The sequence below is a fragment of the Mycobacterium sp. 1164966.3 genome, from assembly GCF_001665395.1.
In the GTDB taxonomy this organism is placed as follows: Bacteria; Actinomycetota; Actinomycetes; order Mycobacteriales; family Mycobacteriaceae; genus Mycobacterium.
Genome location: NZ_LZSG01000069.1, coordinates 42,235 through 55,930 on the forward strand (window position 1 = coordinate 42,235; position 13,696 = coordinate 55,930).

12 protein-coding genes and 1 pseudogene are annotated in these 13,696 nt (G+C 67.3%); 6 read left to right on the forward strand and 7 right to left on the reverse strand.

Annotated features, from left to right (window positions below):
* Nucleotides 1–170 precede the first annotated feature (170 nt).
* Nucleotides 171–1,274 carry a magnesium/cobalt transporter CorA gene (corA, locus tag A9W99_RS24730; protein WP_067384740.1) on the forward strand — a complete coding sequence of 368 codons (1,104 nt, stop codon included), beginning with the start codon at nt 171–173 and terminating at the stop codon, nt 1,272–1,274.
* On the opposite strand, the gene A9W99_RS24735 is transcribed toward corA, so the two are convergent.
* From A9W99_RS24735 to A9W99_RS24755, 5 genes are read right to left on the reverse strand one after another with little or no spacing between them, the layout of a single operon-like run.
* Nucleotides 1,246–2,445: an ABC transporter ATP-binding protein gene (locus A9W99_RS24735; protein ID WP_067384742.1), complete on the reverse strand. Its 1,200-nt coding sequence runs from the start codon at nt 2,443–2,445 to the stop codon at nt 1,246–1,248. The genes corA and A9W99_RS24735 overlap by 29 nt on opposite strands.
* A 4-nt stretch (nt 2,446–2,449) precedes the next feature.
* The gene (locus A9W99_RS24740) at nt 2,450–3,283 is read right to left on the reverse strand and encodes a carbohydrate ABC transporter permease (protein WP_067384745.1); all 834 of its coding nucleotides are present in this window, start codon (nt 3,281–3,283) and stop codon (nt 2,450–2,452) included.
* Complete coding sequence (locus A9W99_RS24745; protein WP_067384747.1) at nt 3,284–4,168, reverse strand: carbohydrate ABC transporter permease; 885 nt, start codon at nt 4,166–4,168, stop codon at nt 3,284–3,286. It lies immediately after the preceding gene.
* Nucleotides 4,168–5,514 (reverse strand): extracellular solute-binding protein, encoded by a 1,347-nt coding sequence (locus A9W99_RS24750; protein WP_082930204.1) that lies wholly within the window; start codon nt 5,512–5,514, stop codon nt 4,168–4,170. The genes A9W99_RS24745 and A9W99_RS24750 overlap by 1 nt, the downstream gene beginning before the upstream one ends.
* A gap of 52 nt (nt 5,515–5,566) precedes the next feature.
* Nucleotides 5,567–6,088, reverse strand: a complete 522-nt coding sequence (locus tag A9W99_RS24755) for a general stress protein (RefSeq protein ID WP_067232879.1) — start codon at nt 6,086–6,088, stop codon at nt 5,567–5,569.
* Between the two features lie 166 nt (nt 6,089–6,254).
* Here A9W99_RS24755 and A9W99_RS24760 point away from each other — a divergent pair, with 166 nt between their 5' ends.
* From A9W99_RS24760 to A9W99_RS24780, 5 genes and pseudogenes are all read left to right on the forward strand, one after another.
* On the forward strand, nt 6,255–6,806 hold the full coding sequence (locus A9W99_RS24760) for a DUF4190 domain-containing protein (protein WP_067384756.1): 552 nt from the start codon (nt 6,255–6,257) through the stop codon (nt 6,804–6,806).
* A gap of 65 nt (nt 6,807–6,871) precedes the next feature.
* Nucleotides 6,872–8,210, forward strand: a pseudogene (locus A9W99_RS27890) (magnesium transporter MgtE N-terminal domain-containing protein).
* Nucleotides 8,207–8,743 (forward strand): DUF1003 domain-containing protein, encoded by a 537-nt coding sequence (locus A9W99_RS24770; RefSeq protein WP_067384761.1) that lies wholly within the window; start codon nt 8,207–8,209, stop codon nt 8,741–8,743. Before A9W99_RS27890 ends, A9W99_RS24770 begins: the two are co-directional and overlap by 4 nt.
* A gap of 136 nt (nt 8,744–8,879) precedes the next feature.
* A complete protein-coding gene (locus A9W99_RS24775; RefSeq protein ID WP_067384764.1) occupies nt 8,880–10,370 on the forward strand; it encodes a lytic transglycosylase domain-containing protein in 1,491 nt (496 codons plus the stop codon).
* 56 nt (nt 10,371–10,426) lie between these two features.
* On the forward strand, nt 10,427–11,584 hold the full coding sequence (locus A9W99_RS24780; RefSeq protein WP_156623275.1) for an Mrp/NBP35 family ATP-binding protein: 1,158 nt from the start codon (nt 10,427–10,429) through the stop codon (nt 11,582–11,584).
* A gap of 88 nt (nt 11,585–11,672) precedes the next feature.
* Here the strand turns inward: A9W99_RS24780 and tatB are convergent, their stop codons facing one another.
* Both tatB and A9W99_RS24790 read right to left on the reverse strand, forming a co-directional pair.
* Nucleotides 11,673–12,059, reverse strand: coding sequence for a Sec-independent protein translocase protein TatB (gene tatB, locus A9W99_RS24785; protein WP_067384769.1), 387 nt, complete (start codon nt 12,057–12,059; stop codon nt 11,673–11,675).
* Nucleotides 12,060–13,571, reverse strand: coding sequence for a S1C family serine protease (locus A9W99_RS24790; protein WP_067384772.1), 1,512 nt, complete (start codon nt 13,569–13,571; stop codon nt 12,060–12,062).
* Nucleotides 13,572–13,696: the final 125 nt, after the last annotated feature.

Sequence of the window (13,696 nt, forward strand, 5' to 3'; positions counted from 1 at the left end):
TTAGGGAGAATTCGGTCTGCTTGTTCGCGTCGAAACTAGCGCACTGCCAGCACTCAATCGCCTGCAGGATCGGTCCGGCAATTTTGCCAGGTTGCTTTACGCCACGGCGCGTAGCATGAAGCACCGCTCGGTCAGACCTGCCCGTACCTGCCCAGCGATCGGAGGTTGATGTGTTCCCAGGCTTTGACGCGCTGCCTGAAGCGCTGAGACCAGTCGCCAGGGCCCGCAGTTTCGCGCCGCACGTTCACCCCGACCCCAGACCTGCCCAGCCCCTGGTGGATTGCGGCGTCTACATCGAGGGCCGGCGGCAGCCCGGCAAATACAGCTACGCCCAGGCGCTGACCACCGTGCGCGAGATTCAGCAGACCGGGCAGGGCGCGTTCGTCTGGATTGGGTTGCACGAGCCCGACCAGAGCCACATGCAGGAGGTGGCAGACGTCTTCGGGCTGCACCCCTTGGCCGTCGAGGACGCCGTGCACGCACATCAGCGGCCCAAGCTGGAGCGATACGACGAAACATTGTTCCTGGTGCTGAAGACCGTCAATTACGTTCCGCACGAGTCGGTGGTGCTGGCGCGCGAGATCGTCGAAACCGGCGAGATCATGATCTTCGTCGGCAAGGACTTCGTGATCACGGTCCGGCACGGCGAACACGGCGGACTGGCCGACGTGCGCAAGCGGATGGACGCCGACCCCGAGCACCTGCGGTTGGGTCCGTATGCGGTGATGCACGCCATCGCCGACTACGTGGTGGATCACTACGTGGAAGTGACCAACCTGATGGAGTTCGACGTCGACAGCGCCGAGGAGGTGGCGTTCGCGCCGGCCCGCAACGTCGATGTGGAACCGATCTACCTGCTCAAGCGTGAGGTCGTCGAACTACGGCGCTGCGTGAGCCCGCTGTCGGTGGCATTCCAGCGCATCCAGACGGAGAACAAAGACCTGATCTCCAAAGAGGTTCGGCGCTATCTGCGCGACGTCGCCGACCACCAGACCGAAGCCGCCGATCACATCGCCGCGTACGACGACATGCTCAACACTCTGGTGCAGGCCGCGCTGGCGCGAGTCGGCATGCAGCAGAACAGCGATATGCGCAAGATCTCGGCGTGGGCCGGTATCATCGCCGTGCCCACCATGGTCGCCGGCATCTACGGCATGAACTTCCACTTCATGCCCGAGCTGAACGAGAAGTGGGGCTATCCGACGGTCATCACCGTGATGGTGCTGATCTGTATCTTTCTGTACTTCAGCTTCCGGAAGCGGGGCTGGCTGTAGCGTCTGCTCGCGGGAGGCTCAGGTTGGCCCCGGAGCCGGCGTCGAAGACGGCGAGTTTGGTGGGGTCGAGAGCCAACTCGATCGATTGACCTATCGCCGCCCTCGACTCGGCGGGAACCCTTGCCGCAAAAATCTTTTCGTGCGATTCCGACTCGGCGTCGAGCTCATCCAGTTGCGCTGAGTGCACGTCACAGCCCGCCGTGGTGAAGTACACGTACTTGTCGGCGCCCAGGGACTCGACCAAGTCCACCGTGACCTCGAAGACCAGCGCCTTGATGCGCTGGTAGCCGTCGATCAACGCCACATCCTGAATGTGCTCCGGGCGCACTCCGACGATCAAGCCCTCCGGCTTCGGCCGACTCGCGATCACCTCGTGAACTTCTGGTGCCGGCATCACCTCGCCGAACGGCAACCGCAACCCCGTCTGGGTCGATGTGGCGGGAAAGAAGTTCATCGCCGGCGAGCCGATGAACCCCGCGACGAACAGGTTGGCAGGATGCTCGTAAAGCTCTGTGGGCGTACCGATCTGCTGTGCCACGCCACCGTGCATCACCACCACCCGGTCGCCCAGCGTCATGGCTTCGGTCTGGTCGTGCGTGACATAGACGGTGGTGGTGCCCAGCCGCTTCTGCAGCCGGGCGATCTCGCCGCGCATCTGCACCCGCAGCTTGGCGTCCAGGTTCGACAGCGGCTCGTCCATCAGAAACGCCTTGGGATGACGCACGATTGCCCGGCCCATCGCAACCCGCTGCCGCTGCCCGCCAGACAGCTGTGACGGCTTACGGTCCAAAAGCCCGGTCAGGTCAAGGATTTTCGCCGTCTCTTCGACCTTCTGCGCGATTTCGGCCTTCTTCATCTTCGCCAGCGTCAAGGGAAAGGCAATGTTCTGCCGCACCGTCATATGCGGATACAACGCGTACGACTGGAACACCATGGCGATATCGCGGTCCTTCGGCGCCTTCTCGTTGACCCGCTCACCACCGATGCGCAGCTCGCCCGACGAGATATCCTCAAGCCCGGCAATCATATTCAGCGTCGTGGTTTTGCCGCAGCCGGACGGCCCGACCAGGATCAGGAATTCGCCGTCGGCAATGGTGATGTTGAGATCATGCACCGCCGTTTGACCGTCGGGGTAGCTCTTGCTGACGTGATCCAGCACAATCTCGGCCATCGCGCTATCCCTTCACAGCGCCAGAGGTCAACCCGGCGACAATCCGTCGTTGGAAGATTAAAACAAACACGATGATCGGTACGGTGATCACCATCGCGCCGGCGGCGATCGACCCCGTCGGCTCCTCGAATTGCGAACTGCCGGTGAAGTTCGCGATCGCCACCGGCGCGGTGATCGCGGCCTTGGTGGCCGTCAGCGACAGCGCAAGCAGCAGGTCGTTCCAGGCGAAGATAAACACCAGGATCGCCGCGGTCACCAAACCGGGAGCCGCCAGTGGAACGATCACCTTGCGGAAGGCCTGGCCCGCGGTGGCGCCGTCCATCTTGGCGGCCTTTTCCAGATCCCACGGGATCTCCCGGAAGAACGTTGACAGCGTGTAAATGGCAAGCGGCAGCGCAAAAGTGATGTACGGCAGGATCAGTCCGGCCCAAGTGTCGAAGAGACCCACAAAGCGTTCGATGTTGAACAGCGGCGTCACCAACGAGATCGCCGGAAACATGGTGATCATCAACGTCATGCCGATCAGCAGCCGCTTGCCCGGAAACTGTAGGCGGGCGATCGCGTAGGCCGCCATCGCGCCGAGCGCGACCGCGATCGCGGTGGTGGTCAGCCCGATTCCGACAGAATTCACCAAGGCCGAGCTGAAGAACTCGCCGCGAAAGATGCCCCGGTAGTTGTCCAGCGTCACCGACGACGGAATCAGCTTGCCGTCCTTGACCGTTGACGTCGGCTTGAGCGAAAGGCTCAGAATCCACAACACCGGAAGCAGCGCATACACCACCACCAGGCTGTCGACGACGGCCCAGAAGGCGGCCCGCCGGGCACGTTCGGTGCCCATTCAAGGTCCCTCGGATCCGGGCGCCGCTGCAATTTGATGGACGCCGAACAGCTTGATGAACGCGAGTGCGATGACGCCCACGCACAAGAAGATCAGCACGCTGATCGCCGAGCCGAGGCCCACGTTGAAACCCTTGAACAGGTTGTCGTAGCCCAGGATTGACACCGACCCGGTGTTGTTGTCGCCTGAGGTCAGCACATAGATGTTGTCGAAGATGCGAAAGGCGTCCAGCGTCCGGAATAACAGCGCGACCATCACCGCCGGCTTGATGATCGGCATGGTGATCTTCGTCAGTCGCCGCCAGGCACCCGCACCGTCGACCTGCGCGGCTTTCAGCAAATCCTCTGGCACCAGCGCTAATCCGGCGAGCAGCAACAGCGACATGAACGGAGTGGTCTTCCAGACCTCGGCGAGGACCACGATGCCCAGCGACGGGATCTGCTCGGTCAATGGCGCTTGGGGGAGCGCACTCCCGTGCGGCAGCAGGTTGGCCAGATACCCGGTGCCCGGCGTCCAGGCGTAGTACCAGCTGTACGACGCGGCCACCGTCACGATCCCGTACGGAATGAGCACCGCGGTGCGCACCACGCCCCTGCCGACCAGCGTGCGGTGCATCACCAGGGCCAGCGCCAGCCCCACCACGAACTCGATCGACACCGAAACCGCCGTGATCGCCAGCGTCACCGCGAGCGCCGTCCACCAATAGCGGTCGGTCAAGATCTCTTGGTAGTTGCCCAGGCCGATGAACGCGGTGTCGTTGGGGGTGGCGAGGTTGTTGCGCTGCAGGCTGAGCCACATCGCGTAGCCGATCGGATACGCCGTCACCGCCAGCATCAGCGTCGCCGCGGGCGCGATCAGGAGGAACGCCAGCCGCCCCTCGCGCATCAAGGCAACAGTCCCTTGCCGTCGACGGCCTTCTGCACTTCCACGGTGAGTCGATCGGCGGTCCGCTGCGGGTCGATCGCGGTGACCGGACTCAGCGCCGAGGAAATCCGGATGGACACCGCTTGATAGACCGGCGTCGCCGGCCGCACGGCCGCGTCGGTGAGCTGCCGCCGGATGACGTCGTACATCGGATACTTCGCCTGGAACTGGGGGTCGGAGTACAGCGATGCGCGCACCGCCGGCAGACCTCCTTCGATCGAGATGTACTTCTGGTTGGCCGTGTTGCGCAGGCATCTGACGGCCTCGAAGGCTTGCGCCCGGTGGCGGGTAGTGCGGGCCACCGTCAGGTTCAGCCCGCCAATCGTCACCTTGGCCGGCTTGCCCTGCGCCACAGCCGGGTAAGGCGCGAACCCGAACACCTTACGAGCGGCCGCATAGGCGATGCGGAACTGTTCGCCCGACGGCACGAATGCCCCCGCGTTGTCGACGCTGCCGGCCAACTCGGGAAGCTTGTCGAGCGGCAGGAAGGGCACCCCGCCCTTCACCGCGTTCTCCAGCATGGACGCCAGTACGTACGGCCAGTTGACCTCCAGCGCGGCCCTGCCCTGCTCGACCGCCAACCGCGCCGTACCGCCGTCGGTCCGGGTGATCGACGGGTCGGCGCCCGGAGCGGTGGCCACCGCCTTCAGGATCCGCAACGCGGCGACGGTGGCGGCGCGGTGCTCGGGAGTGTCGGTCAGGGTGACATGGCGGCCGTCGTCGGAAAGAACCCGGCCCCCGGCGCTGACCAGCAGCGTGTTGAACCACACCACCAGCCCCTCCCCCTGGTTGGCCTGAACGGCGATCCAGCTGGGTCCGCCCGCGTCGTGCAACCTCGTCGCCTCGGCCACCATGGCGGTCCAGTCCTCCGGTGGGCGATCAACCAAATCAGCTCGGTACCAAAGCAACTGGGTGTTGGTGGTGACGGGCGCGCCGTAGAGCTTGTGCTTCCACCGGGCGGTCTCCAGTGGGCCGGGCAGCGTGTCGTCGGTGGCGTCGGCCTCGGCCAGCCCGGCCGGATCGGCGGACAGCGGCAGCGCCCAGCCCGCCTCGGCGAACTCGGCGGTCCACACCACGTCCATGGCCATCACGTCCAGCGTCCGATCGTTGCCGGTCAGCCGCCGCGCCAATTGAAGTCGTTGCACGTCGGGAGACCTGGGCAGGCTGATGTGCTGGATGGTGAAGCGCCCGCCGAACTGCTCGTTGCAGTGCTGGGCAACGGCGGTGAACGTCGCCGCGTCGGTGGCGGGCGTGTACAAACTGATGACCACGCCCGAACTTCCGGAGCCACACCCCGGCACCAGCATCGCGGCGGTCAGCGTCGCCGAAAAGGCGGCCGCCAACCGCCCGCGGCTCACGTCAGATCGCCAGGCGCGCCAGCAGGTCCCGGGCCTTCTCCGCGTTCTGTGGATCGCAGAGGACGTCGTAGCGGCCCGCCACCAACTGCATGGTCGAGCTGAAATCCCTGGTGCCGCGCGCCATTGCGTAGGGCACCGCGGACGTGATCAGGCCGAAGAAAACCCCGGCGACCACGCCGGTGGGCAGCACGGCCCAGTTATTGGTGAAGACGATCAGCACCATGCCGATGAACAGGCCGAGCCAGGCGCCGCTGAGCACGCCGCCGCCGAGCACCTTGGGCCAGGTCAGCCGGCCGGTGACCCGTTCCACCTGCATCAAGTCGACGCCGACAATGGTCACCTGCTGGACCGGGAAGTCCTGGTCGGACAGGTAGTCGACGGCGCGCTGCGCTTCGGCGTAAGTGGGGTACGACCCGACCGGCCAGCCTCTTGGCGGTGTCGGCAGCCCGGGCACGCCGCGGGCGCCGGCCGCAGCCCCGGGCGTCGCGCCGGGAACTTGTCCGGGCTGGAAAGGACTAGTCATCGTTCCGCATTCTCCTCTGTCCCGAATCTCCACCGGCCATCGTTCCACCTCCAGCGAGTTCGACGCCAACGCGACGTTAGCGCCGTCGAAGCCCTCGGTGCTGAGGCGCCGAATCGCGCTTCGTCTACGCCGCGCCTGCCCCGCCCGCATGGGCTAGGTTGATCCCATGACGGGTCCCGCCGGCGGATATGGCCACAGCGGCCAGGACGATGACGCCACCCGGGCTGCGCCGACACCCTGGAGTGCCCCCGTGGAGCCACCCCCCGTCGACTATCCGCACACGGACTACCCGCCGCCCAGTTACCCCGGTTATCCGCCTAATCCACCGGGCTACCAGCCGCCGGGCTACGGCTACCAGCCCGTGCCGGGCAGTCCTCCCGGCTATCCGGGCCCCGCGCCATACCCGGGCGCTTACGCCGCCTACCAGCCGGGATATCCCGCGCCGTCGTCCGGGAACAACGGACTGGCGATCGCATCGCTGATCACGTCGATCACCGGGTTGGTGCTCGGCATTCCCCTGACGCTGTTCTGCTGGGTCGGCATTCTGTTGCCCATCGTCGGCGTTGTGCTCGGGATCGTCGCGCTCAACCAGATCAAGCAGACCAACCAGCCGGGCCGCGGGATGGCCATCGCCGGCATCGCAGTCGGAGGCTTCACGATTGCGGCTGGCTTGATCGGGTTAGTGGTCTTCTTCGCCATCATCGCCGGCTCGCACTGACACCGGCCGGCTCGACCGGACACCGCACAGCTGCCGTCCAGGTAGCACCTGCTTAGGCTTTCCCCATGGGATCGGTCAACAGGGTGTACGTCGCGCGACTTGCGCGGATGTTGGTGCTGGGTCCACTCGGCGAATCCTTCGGACGCGTCCGCGACGTCGTGATCAGTATCAGCATCGTCCGCCAGCAACCGCGCGTCCTGGGCCTGGTGGTCGATTTGGCCACCCGCCGCAGCATTTTCATACCGATTCTGCGGGTCGCCGCGATCGAGCCCAACGCGGTGACACTCACCACCGGCAACGTGTCGCTGCGCCGCTTCGAGCAGCGGCCCGGCGAAGCGCTGGCGATGGGCCAAATCCTGGACACACCGGTCAAGGTCAACGATCCCGACCTGCCCGAACTCGTCAACGCCGACGTCGTGATCACCGACCTCGGCATCGAGCAGACCCGGACCCGCGACTGGATGGTGACCAGGGTCGCCGTCCGCAGCCACCGCCGGCTGGGGCGGCGCGGGCCGGTACACGTCGTCGACTGGCACAACGTGCAGGGCTTGACCCCGTCGGCGCTGGCGATGCCCGATCAGGGGGTGGCAGAGCTGCTGGACCAGTTCGAGGGACGTAAGGCGGTCGACGTGGCCGACACCATCCGCGGGCTTCCCCCGAAGCGGCGCTACGAGGTGTTCCGGGCGCTTGACGACGAACGGCTCGCCGACATTCTGCAGGAGCTGCCGGAGCTGGACCAGGCCGAAGTGTTGTCGCACCTGGGCACCGACCGGTCCGCCGACGTGCTCGAGGCGATGGACCCCGACGACGCCGCCGACCTGCTCGGCGTGCTCACCCCGACCGACGCCGAGATGCTGCTCACCCGGATGGATCCCGACGAGTCCGACCCGGTGCGACGGCTGCTGACGCACTCCCCGGACACGGCCGGCGGCCTGATGACCTCCGATCCGGTGGTGCTGACCCCCGACACCGCGGTGGCCGAGGCGCTGGCCCGGGCGCGCCACGAAGACCATGGACGCCAGCGCGGGGGTCAGGTCGGGGTCGCGCGCCCGGGCCAGCGCCTCGGCCACCGCGGTGTCGGGGGTCAGCCCCACCGGCCGCTACCTGGGCTGCGTACCGCTACAGCGGCTACTGCGTGAAGCGCCGGCAGAGCTGATCGGCGGAATCGTCGACACCGACCTGCTCACCTTGACGCCGGAGACCCCGTTGGCCTCGGTCACCCGCTACTTCGCCGCCTACAACCTGGTGTGCGGGCCGGTGGTCGACGATCAGAACCATTTGTTGGGCGCGGTCACGGTGGACGACCTGCTCGATCACCTGCTGCCACATGATTGGCGGGTGGATGCCCAGCAACTCGACGTTAACGGCAGTGTCGCCCCCGGAAGAGCCGGAGCAGGCAAGTGAGCAAAACGACCGCACCGCGCCGGCTCTACACCCCGCGCACTTCGCGGGGGTTCTCGCTGCAGGTGGACCCCGAAGCGGTCGGTCAGATCACCGAGTCCATCGCCCGCTTCTTCGGCACCGGCCGCTACCTGTTGCTGCAGACGATCCTGGTGCTGGCCTGGATATTGGTGAACTTGTTCGCCGTTCACTGGCGCTGGGACCCTTACCCGTTCATCCTGCTGAACCTGGCCTTCTCCACCCAGGCCGCCTACGCGGCGCCGCTGATCCTGCTGGCCCAGAACCGGCAGGAGAACCGGGACCGGGTGGCGCTGGAAGAGGATCGCCGCCGCGCCGCGCAGACCAAGGCCGACACCGAGTATCTGGCCCGCGAGCTGGCCGCCCTGCGGCTGGCCGTCGGCGAGGTCACGACCCGCGACTACCTGCGTCACGAGCTGGAAAACCTGCGTGCCGCGCTGGCCGAGCCGCAGTCGCCGGAGCCCGACAAGCACCCGGCGCGGGCAGCTGACAATGTGGAGCGGCGAGTGAAGAAATAGGGGAGGACCAAATCCCCCATTGCGCCACTCCCGTAACAAGAGTTATGTATGGTGATCTAGTTCACGAAGCTAAGAAGAAACCGTAACTAACCGGACACGGTTTTCCGACGGCTCAACACAACTGAAGGACGGTCGAGTGCGCATAGGGGGACGCTGGGCTGCACACCCGGCCGTCGCGGCCGTGCGGCAGTGGCCGCGTCAAGCAACGCGAACACCCGCATTCGGTATCGCCGCCATCACGCCATTGGTTTTCGCCGCAGCCGTAGGGGGCGCTCCGGCTCCGCTGCCTGGAAAAACTCCGGCCGTGCGCGCCGTAACCCCGGTAGCCGCGGTAACAGCGTCGCACCGTGATCTGCGCGCCAACCCGTCCGGCCCTGGTGTGGTGGCCATCCCGCGGGCGCCCGCCAGGTTCCACGTCGCGGCGGCCACCATATCGGCGCCGCCGCCCCCGACGGTCGTGAATGCGCCTGGCACACTGGGCATTCCGAAAACGGCGCTGGCCGCCTACCGCAACGCCGAGCTGAAGATGGCCGCTGCCGTCCCGGGATGTGGCGTCAGCTGGAACTTGCTGGCCGGCATCGGCCGCATCGAGTCGGGCCACGCCGGCGGCGGTGCCGTCGACTCGCGCGGCACCGCGCTCAACCCGATCTACGGTCCCGCGCTGGACGGCACGCTGCCCGGCAATGAAGTCATCGTCCAGCAGAGCGTCGGCAACCGCGTCACCTACGCACGTGCGATGGGGCCCATGCAGTTCCTGCCCGGCACCTGGGCGCGTTATGCCTCCGACGGCGACGGCGACGGCATCGCCGATCCGCAGAACCTGTTCGATTCGACGCTCGCGGCGGCCCGGTACCTGTGCAGCGGCGGGCTGAACCTGCGCGACCCCGGACAGGTCATGGCGGCCATCCTCCGGTACAACAACTCGGTCGCCTACGCGCAGAACGTGCTGGGCTGGGCTGCCGCATACGCCACCGGCGTGGTCCCGGTCGACCTGCCGCCGATCACCGGCACGCCGCCGCCGATCGGCGACGGATTCCTGGAACACCCCGAAGGCCTCGGGCCCAACTTGGCGCTGAACCACACCGGCCTGCCGTACACCGACCCGTTTGCCGGGCGGACGCCGCTGATCGACCTCGGTGGCCAGACTCAACTCGTCAGCACCCAACCGATGTTCCCGTGGATGGCGCCTCCGGCGACGCAGGGCCCGGCGCCGCTGACGCTTGCGCCTGGCTGCACGCTGATCTGCATCGGCTCGCAGGGCCCTGGGCCGGGGCCGGGGCCGGGTCCCCTCCCCGCCGGCACGAGCCCGCAGCCGTCCGAGGTCGTCGCGCCGCCGATGGGGCAGCCGCCAGTTGCCGGTGCGCCGCCGATCGGGCAGCCACCAGTCGCCGGTGCGCCGAAGGTTCGCCAGGCACCGCCACCCGCCGGGGTTCCGCCCGTGGATCCGCTGGGGCCGCCGCCCGGCGCTCCCCCGGCTGAGACGCCGGCAGGCGCACCACCTGTGAGCCCGGCCGCCGGCGCGCCCAACGCCTCACCGGCGCCGAAGAAGCCGGCCGGCCAGCCCGGCGTGCCCACCGCACCCGCCCCGGCCGTGCCCAACGAGCCGCCGCCGGTTCCGCCCGCCTAAGACGGCCGGTCGGCTGGCCAAGCCGCCAAAAGCCGAGCCGCCTACACTCGGCGGTGATGTCACGCCATGATGCTTCTCACTCCAACGCCGACCTGAACGCGGCGATCCGCGCCGCATTGGGCAAGGTGATCGACCCCGAACTGCGCCGTCCCATCACCGAACTCGGGATGGTCAAGAGCGTCGACTTCGAGAAGGACGGCGGCGTACACGTGGCGATCTACCTGACCACCGCCGCCTGCCCGAAGAAGACCGAGATCAGCGAGCGCGTCGGCCAGGCCGTCGCCGACGTCCCCGGCACCGGCGCCGTCCGCGTCACCCTGGACGTGATGAGCGACGAGCAGCGCACCGAGCTGCGCAAGCAGTTGCGCGGTGACGCACGCGAACCCGTCATTCCCTTCGCCCAACCCAACTCGCTGACCCGGGTATACGCCGTCGCGTCCGGCAAGGGCGGGGTGGGAAAGTCCAGCGTCACAGTCAACCTGGCCGCCGCGATGGCCGCCCGCGGCCTGTCGGTCGGCGTGCTCGACGCCGACATCCACGGCCATTCCATCCCGCGCATGATGGGCACCAGCGACCGGCCCACACAGGTCGAGTCGATGATCTTGCCGCCCATCGCCCACAAGGTGAAGGTGATCTCGATCGCCCAATTCACCGAGGGCAACACCCCGGTGGTGTGGCGTGGCCCGATGCTGCACCGCGCGCTGCAGCAGTTCCTGGCCGACGTTTATTGGGGTGATCTGGATGTGCTGCTGCTCGATCTGCCGCCCGGAACCGGCGACATCGCCATCTCGGTGGCTCAGCTGATCCCGAATGCGGAGATCCTGGTGGTGACCACACCACAGCTGGCCGCGGCAGAGGTCGCCGAACGGGCCGGCAGCATCGCGATACAGACCCGCCAGCGCATCGTCGGCGTGGTGGAGAACATGTCCGGGCTGCGGCTGCCGGACGGGTCGACGCTGCAGGTCTTCGGCGAGGGCGGCGGACAGCAGGTGGCCGAGCGGCTGTCGCGGGCGGTCGGCGCCGAGGTTCCACTGCTGGGCCAGATCCCGCTGGACCCCGCATTGGTGGCGGCGGGCGACGCCGGCATCCCGATGGTGCTGAGTGCGCCGGACTCGCCGGTGGGCAAGGAGCTGCGCAGCATCGCCGACAGCCTGTCGTCCCGACGGCGCGGGCTGGCAGGCGTGTCGCTGGGCCTCGACCCCACCCGGCGTTAGGTAGGCCTGGCTTCGTCACCGAACGTGGGCCTTAGGCACGAAAACCGCCTCGAATGCGTCCATATCCCCCACGTTCGACGCTCAGCCCCTAAGTGGCGTCGGTGTCGAACGGCGTGCGCCCGGGGTCGACGGGCTCGGCGCGCTGGACCGGCTGAGCGGGCGGAGCGCCGTTGACCGGGGGTTCGAAGTTGCCCGTGAAGAGGGAGTCGTCGCCGTCGAGCAGATGCTTGGTGAGCGCCGCCCGCGGCGTGATGCCGCGTAGCTTCTGCAGCTCGCCGAGCTGTCCGCGTAGGTCGTCGAACTCCGGCCCGATGTCCTCGCGCAGCTGGTTCGTGACACCGCTGAGGTAATCGCGGGCCTGCCGCAACGCGCCCGCTGTCCACCGGATGGCACCGGGGAGGCGCTCGGGGCCGAGGACCAGTAATCCGACCACCAGGAGCACCAGCATTTCCCCCCAGCCGACGTTGGCGAACATCTAGCTGGTATCGGCGTCTGGTTTGACGGTCAGGGTGACGTGCCGGCCTTCGCGGACCACTTCCACCGGTGCGTCCTGCCCGATGGTCAGCTGCCGCACGGCGACGACGAACTCGTCGGCGTCGGCGACCTTGCGGTTGCCGACCTTGACGATCACGTCGTTCTCCAAGATGCCGCCCTTCTGCGCGGGACTTCCGGCCTTCACGTTGGCGACCTGCGCGCCGGAGGCGATCGCGTTGCTGACCGAGCGGGTGCTGATTCCCAACGTCGGGTGCACGATCTTGCCGTCTTTGATCAGCGTCTGCGCGACCTGCTTCATCTCGTTGACCGGGATCGCGAAGCCCAGCCCACTCGCGCTGTCCGACAACGACTTTCCGGCGGTGTTGACGCCAATCACCTGGGAATCCATGTCGATCAGCGGGCCGCCGGAGTTGCCGTGGTTGATCGACGCGTCGGTCTGCAGGGCGTCGATCACGGTGTCGGTGTCGGAGCCCTCCCCGGACAACGGCACGGGCCGGTGCAGGGCGCTGATGATGCCGTGGGTGACGGTGCTGCGCAGCCCCAGCGGCGCTCCGGCCGCGAGGACCTCGTCGCCGACGCGAACCTTGTCGGAGTCGCCGAGGCGGGCCACGGACAGATTGTCGACGTTGTCGACCTTGAGCACGGCCAGGTCCGTCTTGGGATCGCGGCCCACCAGGGTGGCAGGTACCTCTTTACCGTCGTTGAACACCACTTTGGTCTTGAACTGGCTGGGGTTGTTTGCCGCTTCGGAGATCACGTGGTTGTTGGTGACGATGTAGCCGCGACCGTCGATGATGACGCCGGAGCCCTGCATGCCCTCCTGGTCGCTCTTGGACTCGATGGTCACCACCGAATCGGCGACCGCCGAAGCCACTTTGGTGAAGCGGCCGGCGGGTCCTTCTTTGTTGCCACTGGTCGACAACGTCACCTTCGAGGTGGTGAACGCGCCGACGACTTCGGCCGTCTTGCGGCCGATCACACCGCCGATCGCACCGATCACCAGCGCGATCAGCAACAGGACTACCAGGGCCAGGTAGGACACCTTGCCCCCGAACAGCACATCTCGCACGCCGAGCTTGCCGGTCTGCCCCAGCGCGGTCCGCGATGCCGGCGGCTTTACCGCGGGCGTGCCCAGCGCGGCCGGGGCGCCCGGGTCCCGCCACGGGTCTTCGCCGTCCTGGTCCGCGCCGTCTTTCTCGGCGGCCAGCGCATCGGCGTCGATCGGGTGGCGCTGCAGCGACTCGGCGCCCGGAAAGGGCCGGCTGAACGCCTCCTCCAACACCGGGTCGGCCTCCGGATCGTGAGGCCGGAATTCAGTCTGTTCGCGGTACTTCTGCGGACGCACACGCTCGGCCACAAAGGACCCCTGGATGCCCTGGGGACGACCGAACGCCTGACGCGATGCGGGATCCACCGGAGGCCGGGATACCGGGCGCGGCGCCAGGCGGCTGCCGCCGTCTTGACCGCTGTTGTTGCCTTGGTCGGAGGTCACTCTGCCCTCTCCTCAGCCCTCTTCCGGATGGTTCTTTCAACGCACGAAACACGCCGTCGACGCGGCCGTATGCAGGCGCCTGTGTTGTCCGTGTCCACCCTAGTATCCACGGTCCGGGATGGGTG